We start from the raw sequence: 23012 nt of genomic DNA, 5'->3' as shown, positions 1-23012 counted from the left end.
TTTAATCTGATTAACTTCATATCAGATAACCGGCATTTTGCACATAAGACCCGGGGATTCATTAAAATCGTATCCTTTTCAAAGAAGCGTTTACCGTTCTCCGCCACATCAGGTATGAGAATTTCCAAGTTCTGAAATCAAACTTTGAATCCTTAACAGAAAAATAAGCAGGTCCAGTTTACAGGAGCACAAAGGATTCTCAAGACGCATTAAAAAAATAAAAAAACAATTCATTAAAAAAGTTTAATAGGGAGGGTTTATTTTTCAGATAACATACTTTTTCATATCATTCGAAAGACCGCCGGCAAGAGAGGATACCTCATTGATTGCAGCGCTTATCTCTTCAACCGAGGCACTGGTCTCTTCTGCAAGAGCTGCAAGCTCCTCTATCTCGCGTGAGACATCGCCCGTAAGTCCTGCCAGCTCCGACGTGTTATTCGAAACGTTGTTTGCTATATTTACCTGCTCTTCAATGGCATGAACGATTCTTTTGACATCAGCGTCTATTTTTCCGGCATTGTCAATTATTGAATTTAAGCCGTCAAGCGTCTTGTTGACGCTTTCAACACTTTTGATTATCTCAGAGTTGGCCTTGTTTATTGCAGAGGCGGTCTTTTCACTTGACTGCTGGACTGCAGAAACAACACTTTCTATGTTGTCAGTTGCAGCTCTCGCTTCTCCGGCAAGATTTTTGACCTCTCCGGCAACGACTGCAAAGCCTCTCCCGTGTTCCCCTGCACGTGCGGCTTCGATTGCGGCATTTAGTGCAAGAAGATTTATCTGACCGGTAATATCGTTGATAAGCTTTACAACCTTTCCGACCGTATTTATCTGCTCGGAAAGGGAGTTGATTTCATTAACACTTCCTCCCGCAATCTTCTTGACGCTGTTCATCATCTTTCTTGAATCGTCTCCGGAAGACTGTGCAGTCTTTCCTATATCGACCACATGATTGGTCTGCTTCATAACATGGCGGGCAGCCGAGGATATCTCCTGGTTTGAAGAAGAGAGGTCAAGAATCTGTTCGTTTATCTTTTCTATACTGTTATTAAGCTTTTTTGTAAGCCCTGCAGAGTTTGACGCCGACATTGCCACCTTTTCCGCAGCCTCCGACATATCGCCCGCACTGCGCCCGACATCGGTTGAATTCCTGTTTATAAGTTCGACAGAAGCCCTGACCTCTGAAACTGTATGCGAGAAGACTCCACCTACATTGTTAAGGCTTTCCTTTATTGAAGCCATATCGCCTTCAAAGGATAGTCTTTCATCAACTTTCGTGCGGAAATTTCCCCTGTTAAACTCATCAGCAATTCTTGCTATCTCTTTTACTACCTCTCCGATTTTGGACCCCAGGGCATTGATGCTGTTCTTTAGTGAGATGAAGTCCCCTTCAAAACCTTTTACGTCATTTATAGCGGAAGAAAAATTGCACCTTGAGTATTCTTCCAGTGTTTCAACCATCTTTTTGAAAGGTACAGAATAAGAATCAAGAATACTGTTTACGCCCTCAACAACCTTTTTCAGGTCTCCGGAATGCCTGGAAACCGTTATACGGTTTTCTATATTTCCGTGCTCGATCTCTTTTGAGATATATATGATATCTTCTATTGCCCTGTTTGTCTCCTCGTTTCTGTTGAAAATGTTCATTGAAGCGGGCAGCATACTGCCTATAACGTTTATCAGATTTCTTTCCTCTTTTAAAAACGGCCCTTCGTAGTCCCCAGGCTTTTCTTCAAGATACAAAACGTCAAGATAGCCCCCCTCGCCGTTTGCGTCAACAAAGGATACTCTCTGCTTCCACGGAGTTTCCCTGAAATTCAGACTTTTTATGTCATAATTTTTGTATTTAAACCTGGCTACAGTAATTTCGGGGTACTGCCAGCCCGGAGGAACAAGCTCTACTACCTTCATGAGAATGTATTCTCTTTCAAGAGTCGTATCAAAAAGGAATTTGGATACTTCATTTACAAGAGCCTGCTCTTTTAAGCGCTCGTTGTAATGGTAGGCCAGAAGCTTCAGCTTTTCATCCGCCGTTTCATCGGCAGACATCAGTTTCTGCAATCCTTCAAATTTCATTTAAAACACTTCTTCGGGGATTTTACTAGGAATTAACAAAAAATATGGTATTTTTCATCAAATGCATTCATCCTGCTGTCATTTGCTGCTGTGTTTACTGCAAAACGGACATGACCAGATAAAAATAACTGATCAGTTGTGTTCATTGTTGATCTCATTGGGAAAACTGCCAGTAGGCCTGCAAACCAGAGCAGGCGGAGACTAGATAGACTCTCCCGTGACGGATAACTTTTGTGTACGCTAAATACCGCGGTAAATGTTCAGATAAGAAATAATCTTTGGCTGCCTCCACCTGTTTTAATGAATTGTCCGGAATACACAAACTTCATATAATCCTCAAAAAGTCCACATTCAAAGGTTTTTCATTAACTTTTGGAGGAGCGCATCAAAACGCATCAGATTACACCCTTCTGAAAACACCTGTATTTACAATACGCCTAATCGTTTTCCTTTTCAGAATTCTTAAAAACCTGAAATATTCCGGAGATTTTCTTTTTGCGCTGACTACTCTCTATATCATGCCGTACCCAGACACAGTTAGAAGTATCCTTCCATCAATGTAAAATATTAACGATCCAAAAATAATTAGTCTATATAGTTATTGTAGATAATATAGAAATGATTTTTTGAAATGCCAAAAAAAGGAAATAAAGTTTAGTCTTCACGAACCATAATTATCGCTTTTTTCGGGCAGACCTCTACGCATATGCCGCATCCCTTGCAGAAGTCATAGTCTATGACAAATTCTGTATCTACCGCGCCGTCCGGGCAGTAGAGATAACAGTTTCCGCACCTGCTACATTTTTCATCAGATACAACAGGCCGAAACGTTCTCCATGACCCGGTATTTCCGGAAGCTCCCTTTTTAGGTCTTGATATGGCGAGTTTTGCACTCATAACACCAGCTCCTCGTATGCCTTAAGTGCGGCATCAGCATTTCTTTTATCTTTAAACGAACCAGCTATGGCTTTTCTTACCGACTCCCGGGACACAAGGCCCATCTTCGCCACGGCACCCAGAAGAGGTGTATTTAATATAGGATTTCCTGCGACTACAAGGTCAAGAGACAGGGCAACTCCGGTAAGGTCCACATTATAGACTTTATGACCACCAAACTCCATTTTATGAGGACTGTTTATCAGGACTTTCCCGTCAGGCTTTATACCGTGCATAACATCAACAGTCTGCATAACCGAGGCGTCAAGGACTATCACAAGGTCAGGCTTTCTTATCTGCGAGTAAATCCTTACAGGCTCATCGTCTATTCTTATGAATGAAACCACGGGTGCACCACGCCTTTCGGCACCATAAAGAGGAGTTGCTGTTGCATATTTCCCGTCAAGAAAAGCTGCCTGGGCAAGGAGTTTTGCAGCAGTCACACCGCCCTGGCCCCCCCTTGAGTGAAGTCTTATTTCATACATCACTCATCAACTCCGAACCAGAACTCTTCACCGGCTTTCCTTCTCCTGACAAAGCCTGCAATATCATCATAAGTGACTTCCTGACCGCCAAGACCTGCAATCACGCTGAAAGGAGAGCATCCCGTCTTTGCCCGGATCTCGTTTGCAAGAATTCCGCCGTAACCGAACGAACAGTCACGGTCTATCACAACGACATCCTTTCCTTTTACTGCATCGCTTAAATCGGGGAAAGGCCTGAACCAGCGGACACGGATGCATCCGGCTTTTATTCCTTCCTTCCTTAAGAGGTCTGCTGCGACTTCTGCCTCTTTTGCCATCGTGCCCATTGCAATGACAACAATTTCGGCATCCTCTGTCCTGTATTCCTCGTAGATATCGTAAGTTCTACCGAAGCGTTTCCCGAATTCAGCCTGTGTATCTCTTATGACGGCCACTGAATCCCTCATCGCACGCTGGATGTCATACCTGAATTTGAAGTGCTCATCCGAAGGGGTCAGGGTACCGTAGCCGCCGGGATTGTTGATGTCTATTGCATGCGGCAGATTTATCGGCGGGATAAAGTCGCCGGGCTCTACAGTCTCAAGAGGCTGCGTAATATGAGTCAGCAAAAACCCGTCAAGGTTTATCATGACGGGCAGGAGGACATTGTTGTTCTCTGCAATACGGAAAGCCATAAGTGTCATGTCATAGGCTTCCTGAACCGTTGAAACGTAGACCTGGAGCCACCCGGTGTCTCTCATCGACATGGAATCGGAATGCTCCGCTCCGATATTCCAGCCAGGTCCCAGTGCACGGTTGGCGTTCGCCATTACTATGGGAAGACGTGCACCGGCGGACATATGAAGCATCTCGCACATGTATACAAGTCCGTGCGAACTTGTTGCAGTAAAAGTCCGGACTCCTGTTGCAGAAGCACCTATGCATGCACCCATAGACGAGTGCTCGGACTCAACGGGGATATAGTGTGCATCAAGCTGTTTTGTTGCGACATAGTTTGCGGTCTCCTCAACGACCTCGGTCTGGGGAGTTATAGGATATGCAGCTACAACGACCGGCTTTGCATCCTTTACAGCCGTTGCTACGGCCTTGTTTCCGGTAGATACCGTCAGCATACTCCTTTTTCCTCCTGTTCAAGCCTTTTCATGTTCATATCGACATGCTCCTGAAGAATTTTTATGTCATTATCCGATGCAGTCTTAAACCGGCCCTGCATTCCCAGATAGGCGGTTACCGGTATTCTCTTTTTCATTGCAGTCTTTGAGGCACCGGTCACGGAAAGCTTTCCGTATTCACGTTCATAAAGGACCCACATCCCGGACTTAACCGCCAGTTTTCCAACTTCGATAGTCTTTTCAGACGGATATCTCCACCCGGGAGGACACGGTGTCAAAACGTGCATAAACTTTGGGCCGGGTATCGAAAGGGCCTTTTTTACCTTATTATACAGGTCAACAGGGTAGGCACTGCACGCAGTCGCCATATATACAGGATTGTGCGCCTGAACAATCGCATCAAGGTCTTTTTTATATTCAGTCTTTCCGAGAGGCGTTGTGGTCGTCCTTGCACCGATAGGAGTCGCACCTGACCTCTGCATACCAGTGTTGGAATAGGCCTCATTGTCATAACAGACGTACAAGAAGTCTGTTCCACGCTCCAAAGCTCCGGATAACGCCTGTATTCCGATATCCACGGTTCCGCCGTCACCTGCAAAACAGATGACATTGGTCTTTTTCCCTACAGCCCTGAAAGCTTCGCTCATACCGGATGCGACAGCAGCCGCGGATGCAAAAGCAACGTTATATACCGGTATATTCACAGCCGTATCGGGATATTTTCCCTGAATTACACTTGTACAGCATGCGGGAACGACAAGGACAGTGTCTTTTCCTGCCGCTTTTGTGACATAGCGGAGAATAAGAGAGGCACTACACCCTGCACATGCCGATGTTGTTTTTAATATAAATTCCTCCTCAGGAATGTCAGCCAATGTTATAACCTCACTAAAAAATTTGTCATCATTTATAATGATAGTTTGGCTGAACACACTGTCGGGCCATGCCCTCCCGGCTTCGTGCAGCAGAAATTATCATATATGAAAAAAATACTCAGATCTGAGAAACACATGCCTGAAAGAGAGGATACAGAAGATTATTACGAGATTCTTGGTATTGACGACGATGCAGACGAAAACGAGATAAAAAAAGCATACAGAAGCCTTGCAAGGGCATTTCACCCTGATACGTCCACGCACCCGAATGCAAAAAAGATGTTCATACTAGTAAATGAGGCATACGAAACTCTCTCTGACAGCGCAAAAAGAAGCGATTATGACAGACTGCTCAAGGAATCACGCAGTTTATCTTCAAACGAACCCGGCCCTGAAAACCAGACGGAAAACAGTTACACCAAAAATGATGACAGGAACTGCGACACAGATGAAGGCGACGAATTTTCAAAGATGGCTGACCTTGAGTATTACTCGGATGAACCCGAAAGCTATCTTGTAAACGGTTTAAAGAGAACTTTTGAAAACGCCCGCCACATAATAGCCGGAAACACCGAATACATAATAGACGGCGACGAGATGATAAACGTTGGAGAAATCCGGAAGTTCACGTGCAGAAACGAGGAAAAATATCTTATCAACGGCGAAGAATACAGGATTAAAAACGCTCTTCACTACCACACAAATGACACGGAATACGTTGTTATCGATGATAAGCCGTACAGAATCAGAAATCCCTGAAAGTTCCAAAAACAGTAAATCAGAACAAATTACTTAGTAAAATTTAATATTTTTGGATTTTAAGGGATATTATCAGGTACTTCCCACCTAAAAAATCATTCCATACAGCCGGATAAAAATGTGAATTTAAAACCTGCGTATTCCCGGACAATACTTTTTTATGCATAATAATATGCGCACAATACAATAGTTTCAGATACGTCCATAACAGATAACTCGTGACTTCCATCTTTAATAAAAGTCTGAAAATAACCCGAACAGCTTAAATATTTATAAGGATATGTCATCATTAAAGGTGAATTAATATGGTAAAACTGCCAGATAAAAAATCACTGGAAGGCTTTTCCAAAAAGATTTCGGACGCAGTAAGACTTCCGGATGAAGCTGAAAAAAAGCCTGACACAACAACGGCGGAGGCTCCAAAAACAGGCCTTTCAGAAAAGGAACTGGAAAAAATAAGGGAGGAAGAAAGAAAAAAAATAGAGACCGAGAGGAAAGAGAAGGAAGATGCTGAAAAAGCAAAAAAATACGAGGAGATAGAAGCCCAGAAACGTGCGGAAGAGGCAAGACTTCTGGAGGAAAAGAAGAAACAGGTTGAAATGGACCGTCTTGAAAAGGAGAGGCTTGCAGAAGAGGCGAAAAAGCAGAAAGAACGTGATGAATGGGCCCGTGAAGAGGAGAAAAAACGCCTTGAAGATGAGAAGAAAAGAGCCGAGATCGAAAAGGACATACTGAAGAAACAAAAGGAAGAGCAGAAGACCAACGGCAAAAAGAGCCACACATTAAGAAATATTCTTATCGTAATAGTTATAATTCTGGCAGTAATTGCGGCAGGATATGTATCACTTATAACGGGAAACACTAACGTAAGTGCATACGGATACCCGCTTTCATATTCCACAACATATGATGTCCTTGTCCCTGACGACACTTCCCTTGACTTCGGGGGGATTCCTGTCAGTGCTATCAGCAGCGGCGGTTCTGTAACTCTTAAAATAAACAATGACCGAAGAACGCTTTCAACAGGCGAGACGGCGACCTTCCCCGCACAGCACATAATAATAAAAACTCTCGGGATAACCGTATACGACACTGATTACCAGATTACTGCAACTTACCTGGGCGTTGTAACAAACAGGGACGACTTCAGGGTAACAGCCCAGACATCGGCATCTATTCCCTCCTGGCTCATAAGAATTATGATACCGTCAGGGGTAGAACTGGTAGCGGCATAAAAATGCAAAAATAAATTAAGAAAAAAATATATTTTCCTTTTTTAAATGGTTTTTCTTGTATTCCTGTATTGATTACTGGTTTTTTCGGTCTGAAGGCACCACACGGATTTTACCAGACAAAAGACATTTTTTTAAGCTGTGAACTGCTCCTTGCAAGCTCTTTTGAGAATAAAATACTTTTTTCATGAAGATTTACCGGCGTAAATTCTATCCCGCAGTCAACATCCCATAGAATCAGACCTTCCGGTGGTGCTGCAGGAAACCTGTTCCCGGAAGGGTTGTCAAGTGCATTTTTTACCGTATCGAGAGTCATCTCTTTCTTTCCCGCAGAATCAAGGCAGTACGAAATGCAGCGGACCATATTCCACAGAAAAGAGTACCCGCAGATTTCATATACCAGAAAGTCATCATCAACAGAAACTTTTGACGAGAGAATAACCCTTTTCGGGTCTTTTCCGAAAGATTTTGAAAAAGACATAAAATTATGCTCTCCTTTAAAAAGTACCGCCACATCCTTCATAAGGGAAACATCATATGAAATCCCGGGGACATCTGTGGGAAAATAATACCTGTATGTACGGCTTCTGGCATCAAAACGCGGACTGAACGATTCGGAAACCATGCAGTAGCCCTTAAACCTGATATCAGGCGGCAGTTTTTTGTTCGCAGCGGCAACAGCCCTTTCAGGAAAGTCGGTATTGAAAGCAAGAATCTGTCGTCTTGCATGGACGCCCCGGTCCGTCCTCCCGGAAAACACTATATGAGCGTCTTTTTTTTCAGAGGAAAAAAGGTTTAGTTCAGAAAGGCAGCGGATAATTTCACCGAGAACAGTTCTTTTTCCCGGCTGCTGCTGTGAACCGCAGAAATCAGTCCCGATATAAGAGACCTCAAAGGCAATCCTCATTAATACCCCCTCATCTTCTGTGAACCCTGCGTATAATTTTTCTTTTCGTGTTTTTAAGTGACTGCCTTGTATATGAACGAAGAGGGGTCATTTTTCCACCGGGCTCCGTTTTTCCGGCCTTTATAGCCGCAAGAATTGACGGAACATTTTTTTCCGCTTCAATTTTCGTTACACCATATCCCACGAATCGGCAGTTGTGCGCATCACTTCCGGCAACGCACGGTTTCCCGAAAAACCTGGCTTTTATTCCGGCCTTTTTGTTGGCTGATCCGACAATATATCTGCTGTTGAACGACTCAACAGCGTCGACCACCTCTATTGCGTTCTTTACCTTTCTCGCAACCCCGTGCCTGCACTGGTGATACGGGTGCGGAAGTATCAGAAGACCACCCGCCTCCCTTGCAATCCTGACAGTCTCATAAAAATCAAGGCCGGCGGGGACCGGTTTGTCTACGCCCATAACAAGAAGATGACCCTGCTTTGTGGAGACCTCTATTCCCGGAATTACAAGAACACTCCCACCGAGAGTTTTTGCATACTGCGCACCTTCGACAGTATCGTGATCAACGATTGCTATCGCATCAAGGCCTGCCTTTTCCGCCCTTTTAAGCACATCCTCTACGCTGCTTTCACCGTCTCGGGAGAAATTGGTGTGGACATGCAGATCACACTTCAGCATCAAATCAGTAGTATTTTTCACCTATTGCATATTAATTCAAGCTACAATGAAGATTCTCCTGCCAACAGGCTCTCTTGCATACCCAATCGTTAAAGAGGCCTCAAAAGGCTTTGACGTAAGAATCACGGTATCCGGAAAAATCGCGGCATTCTTAACACCTGCAACATTAAAGCGACTTGTTCTTGAAGAACCATGCGACATGGTTCTTGTTTCAGGGATGTGCTCTGCCGATTTTTCGGGGGTTGAAAGGGAAACAGGAGTACCGGTATTTATGGGGCCGCGCCATGCGGCCGACCTGGGAATTGTCCTGGGAGCACTTGACAGCCTCATACTTTCAAAAAGTGTCCCGGCAGACGAACTCATCTCGGAGAGCAAAAAAAGGGATGCTTACGACAAACTTGAAACCCTTGAAAAAGAAGCAGATTACGATTTTGAGGTAAAAGGACTTAAAATCGGAAAAAAATCAAGAATCAAGGTTCTTGCAGAGATTATGGACGCCCATAAACAGAAAAAACTTAAAGAGATAGTTGAATATTTTTTTAAATCAGGAGCGGATATAGTTGACCTCGGGTTCGGTTTTGATGCATCTCCTGAGGATGTGGCAGAGACATTTGAGTCGCTGAAAAACGTAAAAGGAATATTTGCCTGCGATACCCAGGACCCGGGCCTTATCAGAACCGCAATACCCTATGCAGACATATTTCTCTCGCTCCACGAGAACAACATTCCTCTTGTCGCGGGAGAAATTGCAAAAGCTCAAAAAACCGTCGTTATAGTTCCTCTTGAAAAAAGCCTTGATGAAAATATAAATGAAGCAAAAGATGCCGGAATTGAAAAAATTATTGCCGATCCCCTGCTTCAGCCTGCCGGATCAGGTCTTGTAAAATCTCTTGAAGGTTTCCGCAGTTGTAAAACACCGCTTTTTTTCGGTGCAGGAAACGTGACCGAACTGATTGACGCGGACTCTCCGGGTGTCAACGCACTCCTTGCAGGCATGGCAAAAGAGTTAAATGCATCGGTTATATTTACAAGTGAACACTCTGACAAAACAAAAGGAAGTGTCCGTGAAATGAGACGGGCTGTTGAAATGATGGCTTTGATGACAGACAGGCCATACCCCAAAGACCTTGGAATATCCCTTTTCTGCATAAAGGAAAAGCGCAGAAGAATTACACCTACGCTTGATTATAAAAAAGAAATATTTGTCGACAATATTTCCCGCCATACTACAAACGACCCTGCCGGAAACGTCAAAATCGGAACCGAGGGGGAATACATCGTTGCAGTCCATAAAGGAACTGCCTTCAAGGCAAAAAAATGGCAGGACATATTCGACGCACTTATGGAGTCAGACAGGGTTTCACTTCTGGACCATGCTGCATACCTTGGAAAGGAACTATACAAGGCAGAACTATCGATAAAATTTAACCGCAGTTTTGACCAGGACGGACATTTTTAAGCCGCCGACTTTAATTTCTGAAGAGAATTAAAAAAATTAATTTTCCCCGGAAAAAACGCAGGTAAAATTACCTGACTACAAGGACTGAGATTTTGCTGTTCACTACAACAGCAGAGCTCACACTCCCGAGAAGGAACCTTTGTGCTTTTCCCTTTCCTGTAGAACCGACTATAATGAGATCCGCAGAAATATCAGAAGCATACTCAAGAATAGTGTCTCTGGCGTCACCGAACCGGGATATAAACTCGACAGGATAGTTTGCCTCCGAGGCAATTTTTTTTGCATTTTTAAGGATTTCATTGCCTTCAGTCTTAAGAAGGTCAAATATTTTGTCAGAGGAAGGGTCTGACACTCCGAGTGATGGGTCAACTATTGATGTCCCGTATATGCCCACATTTATGGCATATAACCCGTAAAGATTTGCATTCCACGAAGATGCTATATTTATAGCCTTTTTAAGGGCTTTTACGGAAGATTCAGAGCCGTCGATTGCTACCAGAATTTTAGAGTACATGATTTGATCTAATGGCCTTAAAATTATTAATTCTATCCAAAAAGCCAAATTAAGTAATCCGTTTAATGAAACAATTATCAGTGACGCAATTTAAACGTATATTACATTTATGCCGGACATCAGGATTAAAACAGAAGTTCTGAAGACGCTTCTTGAACTTGGTAAAAGTCAGCACCCTAATGAGTTTCTGGCAATTTTAAAGGAAAAAGACGGCATTATCCACGAACTGGAACTTGCTCCCGGAACCATTTCCGGAAGGTCAAGCGCCCGTTTTGACACATTTATGCTGCCGCTTGGGACAAACACTGCAGGGAGCGCCCACTCGCACCCAAGCGGTGCTGTAAGACCGTCTGATGCGGACTTAAGATTCTTCCCGAAAGTAGGAAGATACCACATAATCGTAGGAGCGCCGTACACAGAGATGACATGGAAATGCTTCAGGGCAAACGGCGAACCCTACGACCTGGAGGTAATATGAAATGACAAGAATTGTTGCAACAGGGACTTTTGATATCCTGCACCCCGGTCACATATACTACCTTACGGAATCAAAAAAACTGGGCGACGAACTCTATGTAATAATCGCAAGAGACCATAATATAAAGCACAAGCCAAAGCCCGTTATCCCGGAGGAGCAGCGGCTTTTCATGGTCAGTTCACTCGGAGTCGTCGACAATGCACGTCTTGGCGATATAGAAGACATGTTAAAGCCGATAGAAGATATAAAACCTGACATAATCACGATCGGTTTCAACCAGTACTTCGATATTGAAAAACTTAAAGCAAAACTTGAAGAAAGGGGAATCAAAGCTGAAGTGGTAAAAATTTCCGGGTATAAGGAAGACAATGGTTTTTCAAGCTCAAGAAGCATTATGCATCAGATTCTAAAAAAACGCTGCCACAACAAGCCCTCCGGCGAAAAAAATAACATAACTACTGGCTGAAAAAAACTCTGCCTCAAAAGGCATTTCTTAAATTTCAGAATAATTATATTCAGCAAATAACTTTTCAACAAACAATTTTTAAAAAATTTCATTCCAGAAGAATTCTCCAGATTCTGTTGTTCTCTATTAAAAACCAGTAACCTGAAAGTTCCTTACGGTACTTCCTGTATTCAGGACAGAACATTTCGACAACCCTCCAGAAAGCTTTCGAGTGGTTATGTTCAATTATGTGCGCCAGCTCGTGGACTACGATATATTCTCTTAAATAGTCAGGGAGGGCTGCTATTCGAAGGTTAAAATTAAGCGAGCCTGAAGACGAACAGCTTGCCCATCTGCTTTTCTGGCGCCTTATGCCAAATCCTGAATATTTAACTTCCATGCGTGCCGATACATCGGCAGTCTTTTTGTCAAGGTCTTCCGCCAGTTTTTTCCTGACATACTTTTTGAATTCACGTACAGAAGGATATTCCACGGTCATGTTTTCATAATCAAAACAACAGGAATTACCTGAAAAAAGCGTGAAATAAGACCCGAAAAAAAGCATCATACCGGAATTTTCCTGATTCTGGTTAAATATCTCGGTTTTCTGTTTTATTTTTTTTAAAATCCAGTTCTTTTTTTCATAAAAGACTTTTTCTGCTTCAAAACCTTCTGGTGCGACAATCTTTACAGAACAGTCTGAAAGAACAGAAATACGTACATATTTTACAGGCTTTCTCACGACCGATACTTCAATGCCATCAAGAATCATTCCTAAATCCGGCTGTAAACAAAACTGAAACAGATATCAGTATACCTCATTGGTTTTGAGCATTCCGATGGGGCTTTCCACATTCGGGCGGCGTTTCAGTGTAATTCCATAATGTTTTGAAAGCATATCCCTTACCTTTTCGGATTCTATCCAGCCTGTGTCAAGCCTCGTCACAATATCATTTATCTCGTGGGCCTGGGAGATAATTTTACTGCCCATGTCTCCGCCGTAAAGGTCTGCAAGGCCTACAATTGCCTGGAGAGGATTTCTTATATGATCGTTTAATATTGCAAACTGCTCCATATTTTTTTCAATCTGGAAAAAAGCCTCTTTTTTTAGCTCTTCAAGATTATAATTCTGCGTCCTGTCCCGCAGTATTGTAACAACCTGAACCACATGGTCATTGCCAAAAACAGGGCTCTTTATAACTTCGTAGTATGTAAGACCACCTTCATGCCTGTATTTCACCGTATTGTCAAGAGATTCCCCGGAAGTAAATACAAATTTATATTCCAGACCAAGTTTTCCGGTAAGAAAACCGGCCACTTCCCCGAGTTTTTTACCCAGAACCTCCCCGGAAAGGCTTCCTGACGACACAACAGACGAGAAGGCCTTGTTGCACATTGTAATATTCATGTCGCTGTCAACAACAACAACTCCATCGCGAATCGCATTAATGGCCGAACTGCACTGGACTTCTGATTCACGCAGAGCCCTTTTATTTGTCCTGGTACCCGAAATTTCCTTTGCATAAACCAGAATAAGTGAATATTTTCCGCCGGATATATCAACAGCCGTAAGTTCTGCTTTTTGAATGCCTTCTGTCTTTAAAAGAACAGAGATCTTTTTTCCAGCAGAACAGTCCTCCGGTACCGTTATATCTTTTAGACAGAATTTATACAATTCACCAGGTGAAAAAATATCGGAGATTCTGCTGTTTAATGCCTTTAAACCGTATGACGAAAGCCATTTTTCCATCGCAGGGTTTACATATACAATCTCTTTTGAAGGAGATGAGACAAAAAATACCTTTTCAGGGGATAAAACAAAAATTTCCATTAACTGCTCCGCAAAAGGGCACTCTTCAGGCTCCCCTGCTTCAGCCTCACCCTGCGGAATTACGGCATGAGATGCAAGCATTTTGCAAAGAATTTCTGATGCAATTTCAGTTTTCTTTGCTGTCCCGGACAAATATCCGGTATTATGCAGATTCGAATCTATACGAATACACCTCCTCCGGCAAATAAAATTTTCCTGATTAATTCACCATTCTCTGAAATAAATTCCAGATACGACCCTGATTTCTATATTACGACCGAGTAGGATATATTATTTTGGTTTTCCCTTTAAAATTGATTTAATTACTGCATATCAAACCTGGGAGTCTTTCCTGTTTCAAAAAAATGAAAGTGGCGGAATTATTTTTTTAGTAGACTTTATTGTCTTCCCAGAACTTTACTATTTCATCGCCGCCAATAAATACAAGCCCGTTATCATCGGCATATTTCATAGCATCTTCTTTTTTCAGAGCTCTTCCTGTACTGTCGTCAAGCATCTCACAGATGGTTACGCATGGGTTGATTCCTCCCAGTTCAGCCAGAGTTATTGAAAGTTCGGTCTGACCGCGCCTTACGTCAAGAAGTTTGTCGTTCGCACGAAGAGTCGCCATATGCCCCGGAGTTCTGAACTCTGCCGGAAAGTCCAGAGGGTCATTGTTCATCGCGTGCTTTACATGCTCTGCGAGTTTATTGGCAGTCAGTGCACGGTCTATATCAGTAACACCTGTAAAAGTATCCTTGTGATTAACCCACAGGGAGAATGACGAGTGGTTTGCCCTGTCATAAGGAATATCACCGTCTTTTTCCGCAAGATGGGTCGGCCTTAAGACGTCGCTTGCAAAAGGAAGACCCATAATTTCAGCAGCCTTCGAATGTATCGAAGTGCAGATGAGGCCTCCCGCATCGTTTCTCATATTTCTGATGCTGTCATGATTTATTGCATCAGAGCGTATTGCAAAGTCAGTTTCTCCCTCTCTGTCGGCAAAATCATAAATCAAAATAAATTCGCCGTTTTTCAATGATTCAATTGCATCGTCTATCATCTTATACAAACCTCAACCTTTACCCTGTTGCCGTCTTCAAGATTCATCTTCTCACGAAGTTTTACCTCGGATATTACCTCTATAACGTCGTCAGGATAATGTGACCTGCCGGGAACGATTATTGCGCATTTATACCCGTTTATTCTGCACGGAAGGCATTTTGCACTTCCAAAAGTCCGGTCATCAGCCTGAAATCCTTCTATATCGACCCAGCTGTGCAGCTCAGCCCTTTTCCTGACACTTACACTGAACGGGTCTATCTTCAGGTTCAGAGTCCCCGGATAAGGTCCAAAACCAAGTTTTTTCCGGAACTGGTCCACATAGCCGGGGATACTGACATAATAACGGCCCTCACCAAGTCCGCTTATGACTTCGCCCTCTATAAGCAGAGTTCCCGAATTGTCCTCAAAAAGTTTTTTATAATCCGCGTATTCCCGTTTTAAAGCGTCTTCGCCAAGACGCGTGACTGCAACATACTGACCGTCAGGTCTCACAGACCTTACTATGTAATTCTCTTTTTCAAGTGATGACAACCTGCGGGAAACAGTCATGGGGCTCATTTTAAGTGACTCTGCAAGTTTTTGAGAGGAGACCAGAACCTGACCGTTAAGTCCGCCCATAAGGCCCATCTTTTTAAGAAACAAAAGATCTTCTGCAGTAATCATTCTCATACCACATATGATATGCTTAACATATATGGGTATTGATCTGACACAATCTTCTCAGGTCAATAATTTTCGTGAAATGACGAATGGATATTCGCTAATTATATAATGTAGTAAAATCTCATATAATAATATGAAATCCGCACTGCGGAACCGTCTTGCCGAAAAAATGGCAGGAGAGATTACGCTTTCAGAATCACCCGGCGACGCCCTGAGAAAGTGGAGAATGAATTTCAACATTCCACCGGGAGTTCTGGCAGAAAAACTCGGGTTTTCACCGTCTGTCATTTCAGACTACGAAGGTGGCAGAAGGAAAAGTCCCGGAACAGCAGTAGTCGGAAGGATTGTTGAAACAATTCTCAAAATCGATGAGGAGAACGGGGGCAGGTACATGAAAAAGTACGCCAATATTCTCTACAGCGATTTTGATGATGACGTTATTTATGACATGCACGACTATGACACTTCCATTCCGCTCAAAAGTTTTTGTGATTCAATAGACTGCAGGCTTATTGAAGGCTCAACTGATCACAGAATCTACGGTTATACGGTTGTCAACAGTCTGAATGCCATAGTATCTCTGTCCGCTCCGGAATTCAACAAGATTTACGGCTGGAGCACAGAGAGAGCACTTATTTTTACAAACGTATCTACAGGCAAATCGCCTATGATAGCAATCCGGGTCACTCCATTCAAGCCGCGCTGTGTAATTCTTCAGGGTATAACACCCGAAAAAATTCACCCCATAGTCCCTGAACTCGCTTTAAGAGACAAAATTACACTTTTTACGACAGAAATGGATACAGACAGGATTGTCAAAGTACTGAGGGAAGAACCATGGTAGGAATTCTAACATACGGTGCATACATTCCAAAATTCCGCATAAAAACAGAAGAAATAGCGCGGGTATGGGGTGCAAACGGCGCCGAAATCGCCAAAGGACTAGGTGTGACGGAAAAATCAGTCCCTGACCTTGACGAAGATACGCTTACAATAGCTGTAAACGCTGCAAGATACGCTCTTGACAGAAGGGAGATAGACCCCGAGGATATCGGTGCTATTTACGTGGGCAGCGAATCGCACCCATATGCTGTAAAGCCGACATCAGTTACAGTGGGAGAGGCGATAGGAGCAACCCCTTTGATGACAGCGGCAGACTACGAATTCGCGTGTAAAGCAGGAACCGCCGGAATACAGACATGCATGGGTCTTGTAAAAAGCGGCATGATAAAATACGGGATTGCAATAGGATCGGATATAGCACAGGGAGCTCCCGGGGATGCCCTTGAATACACCGCAGCAGCAGGCGGAGCTGCATTCGTCATAGGAGAAGAGGACGTAATCGCCGAAATAAACGATACATGCTCGTATTCATCCGATACCCCTGATTTCTGGAGGCGCGAAGGACAAACATACCCGAGACACGGAGGACGTTTTTCAGGCGAACCTGCATACTTCAAGCATGTCCAGAGCGCCGCAAAACTCATGATGGAGAAGATGGGAACAAAGCCGTCTGACTACGATTATGCAATATTCCACCAGCCAAACGCAAAGTTTCCGAGAAGTGCAGCCAAGATGCTCGGCTTTACATCAGAACAGATTAAACCGGGCCTTGTAGTTCCGCGCCTTGGAAACACCTACTCCGGAGCAGTACCTGTAGGGCTTTCGGCAACTCTTGACATTGCAAAATCTGGCGACAGAATTTTCGTTACATCATACGGGTCAGGTTCGGGAAGCGACTCGTTCGACATCACGGTTACGGATGCAATCGAGTCTGAAATTGACAGAAAGGCCGCTCCTTCTGTGGAGGAGCTTCTTGACGAGAAAGTATATCTCGACTATGCCGTTTACGCAAAACACAAGGGTAAAATAGTGATGCAAAAATGAGAGAAGTAGCAGTTGTTGGAGTAGGACTCACAAAATTCGGTGAGAGATGGGACACTTCGTTCCGTGACCTCTGCGTTGAGGCAGGTGTTAAGTCAATAGAGGATGCAGGTCTTGACGGCGACAGGATACAGGAGATGTTTGTCGGGAACATGAGCGGGGGACGCTTTGTATCGCAGGAGCATATAGGTGCCCTGATAGCGGACTACGCAGGCCTTGCGACCAACCATATCCCGTCGACAAGGACTGAGGCTGCCTGTGCATCAGGAGGTCTTGCATTCAGGCAGGCTGTAAACTGTGTTGCATCAGGAACCCAGGACATCGTCATAGCGGCAGGCGTAGAGAAGATGACCGATGTTTCCGGAGGAGAGACCACTGATGCACTTGCAGGCGCCGCCGACCGCGAGTGGGAAGGGATATACGGAGTCACATTCCCGTCCCTTTACGCAATGATAGCAGTCGACTATATGAACAAATACGGCCTGACACGCGAGCAGCTTGCGCAGGTCGCAGTTAAAAACCATTACAACGGTGCAAGAAACCCTATTGCGCAGTACCAGAAGGAGATATCCCTTGACACCGTAATGAAATCCACTCTTATTGCAGATCCACTAAGGCTTATGGACTGCTCGCCTGTAACAGACGGTGCCGCGGCAGTCATTCTCTGCCCCCTGGAGCGTGCAAAAGAATTTACCGATACCCCGGTGAAGGTCCTTGCATCCACACAGGCTTCGGATACTATATCTCTTCACGACAGAAGGGATATCAGCACGCTGGATGCAACAGTTGCCGCGGCAGACCGGGCTTTTAAGACAGCAAAGGTCGAAAGAAAGGACATAGACCTCGTGGAAGTCCATGACTGCTTCACAATCGCTGAACTGTGCGCCATAGAAGACCTCGGGTTCTGTAAAAAAGGTGAGGCCGGAAAACTTACCGAAGAAGGATGGACCGCACTTGACGGAGACCTTCCGGTAAACACAAGCGGAGGACTCAAATCCTGCGGACACCCTGTAGGTGCAACAGGAATAAAGCAGGTCTGCGAAATTGTCATGCAGCTCCGTGGAGAGGCAGGCAGGAGACAGGTGGACGGCGCCGAAACAGGTATGTCACATAATGTGGGCGGAACAGGCGCCACTGCGGTAACAAGCATATTCAGGAGGGTTTAAGGATGTCGGTACCGCGGTTCTGGCGTAAACAGCAGAACAGATACAACCTGATAGGAACAAAATGCGAGACATGCGGAACATATTATTACCCGCCGAGATCGCTCTGTCCTAAATGCAGGAGAGAAGGAAAAATAGTTGACCATAAATTCAGGGGAACCGGGAAGGTTGTCACGTACTCCATAATCCGAACGACAAGCGAGCCTTATGACATCCAGACGCCATTTGCAGTAGCTATAATAGAGCTTGACGAAGGAACACGGCTCACTGCCCCTGTCATATGCGATATAGACAAAATATATATCGGGATGCCGGTAAAATCCACATTCAGAAAGATTACCGCAGAAGGAGACAGCGGTATAATCGTATACGGAACAAAATTTGTCCCGGCCTGAAAAATTTCAATAAAAATCCCTTTTTTAGAGCTTTTGATTTATTTCATCTGTAACATCTGCAAAAACGACGAAAATATTATAAACCAGTTCTATTACATATTGGAACAAAAACACATTAAAATAGTAAGCCTGAATATACAGGCAAAAGCGGCATTAAGTAAAAAGTGAAGTTTTTATTCCCCGGAGGACAGGTACAGATGAAAAGGATAAACGTTATAAAAAATCCGTGTCTTCTTGCCGTATCAATAGTCATATGCATAATTCCCGGAATTTTCGGGAGTCTTTTCACCAGTACCAGTGATGGATCATGGTATTCCAGCCTGGCAAAACCCTGGTTTCTGCCGCCTTCATTTCTTTTTCCGGTGGTCTGGACAGCCCTTTACATAATGATGGGAATATCCCTTTACCTCATCCTCAAAGAAGACATATCAAAAAGGAACGTGAATATTGCAGCAGTTTTTTTTGCAGTCCAGCTTATACTGAATGCGTGCTGGTCATTCTTGTTCTTCGGCCTTGAAAGCCCTTTATACGGACTCATAGGCATAATATTTCTCTGGATATTCATACTCCTGACAATTGTCGCTTCATACAAAGTCAGCAGATATGCAGGGGTTCTCCTGGTCCCGTATATATTATGGGTGACTTTTGCGGCAGTTTTAAACGCCGCAGTCCTTGTGCTAAATCCGGTTGTACTTTAAAGACATTCCGTAAAAAAAGATTGGATTTCAATAATCCACTGTTTTGGGTTTTTCCCCGTATCAGCCAAATCTCAGTCAAGAATTACATTCTCCCTGTAAAATACGACAGGTACCTCGTCATAGCCAAGACTTTCTGCCGATTCTTCTATTATATCGTAAATCTGCATAATCTTATCATGGCATGGGTGCTCTTTGTAATATATTCCGGCCCAGACTACCCTGCTGTCACAGCCGAAAGCCATCAGAGGGCCTTCAGGCATAAAAAGCCCGGCTGAAGCCATACCGGCGTCTGCTGCTGCATCGGTAATTTCGTCTATATGCATGCGGACAGGATAATTGCTGGTGTTCCACGAGAATATGCTCGCATTACCGGAATACATCTCAATTCCTTTTGGTCCTCCGGTCATATCATAATCCAGTAGAACGTACTGCCTCTCGGGGTATATCCCGGAGGCCGTTCTAAAAGACATTTCGTCAAGGACTGACAGTGACGCAGAAACTCCCTGAACAAAAACCCCTGAAAAAGCAAGAATTAGAATTAAAACAACGAAAATCCTCAATTTTCTCCCCATCTGAAAACCCTCCACGTATATTTGGAATATATAGCATTATATATATATCATTTTGTAGGAAAACATCTGAAAAAATAAAAAATAAATTTCACTGTTCTTTCATATGCACATCCACCTGGGGGAATGGGATGTTTATTCCGGTTTCAGTGAGTTTTTCAAAGAGCATCTTTAAAACATCCGATTTTACAGGGTAATAGTCATCTGTGTCAACCCATACCCTGAGCTGAAGAACAATAGAGGAATCAGCCATCTCTTTGAACCTTACAATAGGAGCAGGCTCTTTGTGAAGTTTTGGATGGCTGTCTGCGACGTCCAGTGCTACCTTTATCGCATCGTTTATATTTGTATCATACGATACGCCATAATCTAAAACAATTAGTCTCTTATCCATTTTGGTGACATTGATAATCGCACTGTTCCAGACTTTGCCGTTGGGAATTATAACTCTTGTATTGTCAAGTTTTTTTAGTTCGGTCGCCATAATAGAGACATTTTTGACAGTTCCAGTCTCACCTGCAATTGTCACCTCATCCTCAAGGTCATAGGCACGGCTTGCCGAAATCCATATTCCTGACGCCAGGTTGTTTATCGTATCCTGAAGACCGAAACCGAGAATTATCGAGATCCCTGCCGTAATGCTTATAAGTATTCCATCAATATCAAAACCAAGAATTCCAAGAACTGCCATGATAAGGACAAAATACAAGAGCACCTTAAGAGCACGCGTCAGCTGCAGCATTGTCAGAGAGGGGATATTGAGATTTTTCTCACCTATTCTCCCAAACTGTTTCATTAAAACTTTAATGACCAGATAACCCACTATAAGGACCAACAGGGCCGCAATTACCTGCTCTAACGAGACTGAACTGACTGAATCCACATAACTGCCCAGACTGGACAAATCCACTGTCACTTTATCTGCCATTTCGGTTAATACCTCCCGGATAATTCTGATTAAACGGGGTAATGACACAGGGAAAAAGCACAGACGCTCATATGCCGGGGGATCATTTCAAAGGTTTTTAAACTGACAAAACAGAATTTTAAAAATTCCCGCAGTCATATTTATATATATACCATTTAGCCCGTTTAATCAGATTTCTGCTCCCATTTAAGGGAACCGACACATATTTCAAAAAGGCAAAATCCAAAGATAAAAACCTGAAAGACATTTTGCCTCAATGCAAGTCCAGTGTATATTTCCCGGTATACATAATGGTTTTTCTTATCCCCAGCAGATGCAAAAGATTGTAACTAACAAAACGTTTATTTAACTAAAATTAAATTTATCAATATGCGGGCAGAGACTGAACAGGACACAACAAAAAATGAAGGCAGAAATGCTCCCGTCAAAAACAGCAGAAAAATTCTGCTTAAAAGTGAATTTTTGCAATATGTCAGGGAAATTAAGGACCTTAAATTTGAAAAGGCCGTAATTTTTGATAAAGAAGGCAATTTTCTCTTCAGAATGAACGGAAAAAGAAACAACATAGATTTCAGGTACTGTGACATGTTTCTGCTCCAGGAGAATATTTTCATGCACAACCATCCCCGCGGGGGAGGATTCTCACTTCCTGACATCCGGTCTGCATGTGCACTCAATATGGCCGGAATGATAGTTGCAACTCACAGGTTCATCTTTATGTTCTTTCCTCCGGAAAAACAGGAGCACTTTGCAGTATCAGATTATTACAAAATACTAAAGTGCTACAGGATAAGGCTGAAAAGTGTTCCGCTATCTAAGCGCTTCAGACCTTACGATGAAATCTGGAGAGACATTGCAGGCGACCTGGGATACCGGTACCTGAAAATAAGAATATAATAGAAAATAACGATAAAAAATAAAAAACAGGCTGGGAAGAAACTGGACGGTTATACCATTTTAAAGACAGTTGATATCATATACTGCATGGTGCTGCGCCGGAGAGTACGACCTGACCACCTTCTCGCAAATCCTGCCTTTTGTGTACCGCCCCAGTGTGTCAAGCATCTCCCCCTTTTCGGACTGAAGAGTGTAATAATGAATTACACCGCCTTTTTTGCAGAGACTAAAAGCCACTTCCAGAAACTCCTCAGACCTCATAGGAAGGTTCATTATAATCCTGTCAAACGAATGTGCACTGAAAATGCCTTTAAGGTCAAGCGCATCAAAAAGCATGGGTATTATATTTTTTTTATGGTTCAGCTCAATATTTTCCTTCATTAAAGCTACAGCACCGGGATTTATGTCACCTGCATAAATGACAGACGCTTTTTCTGAAAGTACAACCGGGAAAGGACCGACACCTGCAAACATGTCAAGAATTCTCTCTTTTTTTTCTATAAGTGAATATATCCTCTGCCTTTCGTTTGCAAGTCTTGCAGAAAAGTACGCTGCCGAAAGATCGATTACAAAACGGTTGTTGTACTCGATATAATGCGTCTTTGTGGTATTTTCACCTGCAAGGACCACGAAATCCTTTGTCCTGTACTCACCGGATACCGGGCTTTTGGAATAAAGGACTGTATGTATTACAGGTCTTGATTCCAGGAGGTATTCGGCTTCACCCGGGTCGTCGGACTGCATTACGGCAATTCCACCAATAAGTTCGTGCCGTGCAGGCTCCCTTTTCTTCGGCCTCTTTTCAAAAATATATTCTCCTGAAGACTCTTTTTCCGACACCACCGGAAACACGATGAAGTCGTCTTCACAGACAGGCTTAAATTCCGTATCGTACATTCCAAGAGCTATCAGCCTTTTTCTGACAGCCTCACCATTTGACTTTTCTACCTTTATTCCCCAGTGCTGCTCTTTCATTCAACCGC

Annotated in this window: 26 protein-coding genes; 11 read left to right on the top strand and 15 right to left on the bottom strand. The window is 43.5% G+C overall.

All coding sequences use genetic code 11. The annotated features are described in order from the left end of the window. Positions 1-264 precede the first annotated feature (264 nt). From J2128_RS08635 to J2128_RS08615, 5 genes are all read right to left on the bottom strand, one after another. Complete coding sequence (locus J2128_RS08635) at positions 265-2076, bottom strand: methyl-accepting chemotaxis protein (protein ID WP_245323498.1); 1812 nt, start codon at positions 2074-2076, stop codon at positions 265-267. Between the two features lie 654 nt (positions 2077-2730). Then, on the bottom strand, positions 2731-2973 hold the full coding sequence (locus J2128_RS08630; RefSeq protein WP_209690719.1) for a 4Fe-4S binding protein: 243 nt from the start codon (positions 2971-2973) through the stop codon (positions 2731-2733). Further along, complete coding sequence (locus J2128_RS08625; protein WP_209690718.1) at positions 2970-3497, bottom strand: 2-oxoacid:acceptor oxidoreductase family protein; 528 nt, start codon at positions 3495-3497, stop codon at positions 2970-2972. Before J2128_RS08625 ends, J2128_RS08630 begins: the two co-directional genes overlap by 4 nt. Then, positions 3497-4609 carry a transketolase C-terminal domain-containing protein gene (locus J2128_RS08620; protein WP_209690717.1) on the bottom strand — a complete coding sequence of 371 codons (1113 nt, stop codon included), beginning with the start codon at positions 4607-4609 and terminating at the stop codon, positions 3497-3499. The genes J2128_RS08625 and J2128_RS08620 overlap by 1 nt, the downstream gene beginning before the upstream one ends. Continuing rightward, positions 4603-5484, bottom strand: a complete 882-nt coding sequence (locus tag J2128_RS08615) for a thiamine pyrophosphate-dependent enzyme (RefSeq protein WP_209690716.1) — start codon at positions 5482-5484, stop codon at positions 4603-4605. Before J2128_RS08615 ends, J2128_RS08620 begins: the two co-directional genes overlap by 7 nt. Before the next feature lie 135 nt (positions 5485-5619). On the opposite strand from J2128_RS08615, the gene J2128_RS08610 reads away from it, so the two are divergent. Both J2128_RS08610 and J2128_RS08605 read left to right on the top strand, forming a co-directional pair. Further along, positions 5620-6243: a DnaJ domain-containing protein gene (locus J2128_RS08610; RefSeq protein WP_209690715.1), complete on the top strand. Its 624-nt coding sequence runs from the start codon at positions 5620-5622 to the stop codon at positions 6241-6243. A 305-nt stretch (positions 6244-6548) separates the two neighbouring features. Continuing rightward, positions 6549-7478 (top strand): hypothetical protein, encoded by a 930-nt coding sequence (locus J2128_RS08605; RefSeq protein ID WP_209690714.1) that lies wholly within the window; start codon positions 6549-6551, stop codon positions 7476-7478. Positions 7479-7587: 109 nt separating this feature from the next. On the opposite strand, the gene truA is transcribed toward J2128_RS08605, so the two are convergent. Continuing rightward, positions 7588-8382: a tRNA pseudouridine(38-40) synthase TruA gene (gene truA, locus J2128_RS08600; RefSeq protein ID WP_209690713.1), complete on the bottom strand. Its 795-nt coding sequence runs from the start codon at positions 8380-8382 to the stop codon at positions 7588-7590. 10 nt (positions 8383-8392) lie between these two features. Next, positions 8393-9061 (bottom strand): PHP domain-containing protein, encoded by a 669-nt coding sequence (locus tag J2128_RS08595; protein ID WP_209690712.1) that lies wholly within the window; start codon positions 9059-9061, stop codon positions 8393-8395. Positions 9062-9107: 46 nt separating this feature from the next. Here J2128_RS08595 and J2128_RS08590 point away from each other — a divergent pair, with 46 nt between their 5' ends. Continuing rightward, positions 9108-10520, top strand: a complete 1413-nt coding sequence (locus tag J2128_RS08590; RefSeq protein WP_209690711.1) for a dihydropteroate synthase-like protein — start codon at positions 9108-9110, stop codon at positions 10518-10520. Positions 10521-10587: 67 nt separating this feature from the next. On the opposite strand, the gene J2128_RS08585 is transcribed toward J2128_RS08590, so the two are convergent. Continuing rightward, positions 10588-11034 (bottom strand): universal stress protein, encoded by a 447-nt coding sequence (locus J2128_RS08585; RefSeq protein WP_209690710.1) that lies wholly within the window; start codon positions 11032-11034, stop codon positions 10588-10590. A 109-nt stretch (positions 11035-11143) separates the two neighbouring features. Here J2128_RS08585 and J2128_RS08580 point away from each other — a divergent pair, with 109 nt between their 5' ends. Then, entirely contained in the window at positions 11144-11512 is a 369-nt protein-coding gene (locus tag J2128_RS08580) for a Mov34/MPN/PAD-1 family protein (protein ID WP_209690709.1), read from the top strand. Between the two features lies 1 nt (position 11513). Then, a complete protein-coding gene (locus J2128_RS08575; RefSeq protein WP_209690708.1) occupies positions 11514-11978 on the top strand; it encodes an adenylyltransferase/cytidyltransferase family protein in 465 nt (154 codons plus the stop codon). Between the two features lie 88 nt (positions 11979-12066). On the opposite strand, the gene J2128_RS08570 is transcribed toward J2128_RS08575, so the two are convergent. The 4 genes from J2128_RS08570 to J2128_RS08555 all read right to left on the bottom strand — a co-directional run bounded on the left by J2128_RS08570 (position 12067) and on the right by J2128_RS08555 (position 15495). After that, positions 12067-12729, bottom strand: a complete 663-nt coding sequence (locus J2128_RS08570; RefSeq protein WP_209690707.1) for a M48 family metallopeptidase — start codon at positions 12727-12729, stop codon at positions 12067-12069. A gap of 36 nt (positions 12730-12765) precedes the next feature. After that, positions 12766-13920 carry a PAS domain-containing protein gene (locus tag J2128_RS08565; RefSeq protein WP_209690706.1) on the bottom strand — a complete coding sequence of 385 codons (1155 nt, stop codon included), beginning with the start codon at positions 13918-13920 and terminating at the stop codon, positions 12766-12768. 235 nt (positions 13921-14155) lie between these two features. Beyond that, positions 14156-14830, bottom strand: a complete 675-nt coding sequence (gene ribB / locus J2128_RS08560) for a 3,4-dihydroxy-2-butanone-4-phosphate synthase (RefSeq protein WP_209690705.1) — start codon at positions 14828-14830, stop codon at positions 14156-14158. Further along, positions 14827-15495 (bottom strand): DUF120 domain-containing protein, encoded by a 669-nt coding sequence (locus J2128_RS08555; protein WP_209690704.1) that lies wholly within the window; start codon positions 15493-15495, stop codon positions 14827-14829. The genes ribB and J2128_RS08555 overlap by 4 nt, the downstream gene beginning before the upstream one ends. Before the next feature lie 133 nt (positions 15496-15628). On the opposite strand from J2128_RS08555, the gene J2128_RS08550 reads away from it, so the two are divergent. The 5 genes from J2128_RS08550 (at position 15629) to J2128_RS08530 (ending at position 19635) form a co-directional block, all read left to right on the top strand. Beyond that, entirely contained in the window at positions 15629-16339 is a 711-nt protein-coding gene (locus J2128_RS08550) for a transcriptional regulator (RefSeq protein ID WP_209690703.1), read from the top strand. Then, positions 16333-17382: a hydroxymethylglutaryl-CoA synthase gene (locus J2128_RS08545; RefSeq protein ID WP_209690702.1), complete on the top strand. Its 1050-nt coding sequence runs from the start codon at positions 16333-16335 to the stop codon at positions 17380-17382. Before J2128_RS08550 ends, J2128_RS08545 begins: the two co-directional genes overlap by 7 nt. Beyond that, entirely contained in the window at positions 17379-18545 is a 1167-nt protein-coding gene (locus J2128_RS08540) for a thiolase domain-containing protein (RefSeq protein WP_209690701.1), read from the top strand. The genes J2128_RS08545 and J2128_RS08540 overlap by 4 nt, the downstream gene beginning before the upstream one ends. A gap of 2 nt (positions 18546-18547) precedes the next feature. Beyond that, a complete protein-coding gene (locus J2128_RS08535) occupies positions 18548-18937 on the top strand; it encodes a Zn-ribbon domain-containing OB-fold protein (protein ID WP_209690700.1) in 390 nt (129 codons plus the stop codon). Positions 18938-19134: 197 nt separating this feature from the next. Beyond that, positions 19135-19635 carry a TspO/MBR family protein gene (locus J2128_RS08530; RefSeq protein ID WP_209690699.1) on the top strand — a complete coding sequence of 167 codons (501 nt, stop codon included), beginning with the start codon at positions 19135-19137 and terminating at the stop codon, positions 19633-19635. Positions 19636-19706: 71 nt separating this feature from the next. Here J2128_RS08530 and J2128_RS08525 read toward each other — a convergent pair whose 3' ends face one another. Both J2128_RS08525 and J2128_RS08520 read right to left on the bottom strand, forming a co-directional pair. Next, on the bottom strand, positions 19707-20207 hold the full coding sequence (locus J2128_RS08525; RefSeq protein WP_209690698.1) for a hypothetical protein: 501 nt from the start codon (positions 20205-20207) through the stop codon (positions 19707-19709). 88 nt (positions 20208-20295) lie between these two features. Beyond that, positions 20296-21132 (bottom strand): mechanosensitive ion channel family protein, encoded by an 837-nt coding sequence (locus tag J2128_RS08520; RefSeq protein WP_209690697.1) that lies wholly within the window; start codon positions 21130-21132, stop codon positions 20296-20298. A 369-nt stretch (positions 21133-21501) separates the two neighbouring features. Here J2128_RS08520 and J2128_RS08515 point away from each other — a divergent pair, with 369 nt between their 5' ends. Further along, complete coding sequence (locus J2128_RS08515; RefSeq protein WP_209690696.1) at positions 21502-22029, top strand: hypothetical protein; 528 nt, start codon at positions 21502-21504, stop codon at positions 22027-22029. 60 nt (positions 22030-22089) lie between these two features. Here the strand turns inward: J2128_RS08515 and J2128_RS08510 are convergent, their stop codons facing one another. After that, positions 22090-23004 (bottom strand): class I SAM-dependent methyltransferase family protein, encoded by a 915-nt coding sequence (locus J2128_RS08510; RefSeq protein ID WP_209690695.1) that lies wholly within the window; start codon positions 23002-23004, stop codon positions 22090-22092. Positions 23005-23012 lie beyond the last annotated feature (8 nt).

Origin of the sequence: Methanomicrobium sp. W14, assembly GCF_017875315.1 — an archaeon.
Taxonomy (GTDB): domain Archaea; phylum Halobacteriota; class Methanomicrobia; order Methanomicrobiales; family Methanomicrobiaceae; genus Methanomicrobium.
The sequence above is the reverse complement of the archived record's forward strand: the minus strand, read 5'-3'. Positions and strand labels throughout refer to the sequence as shown.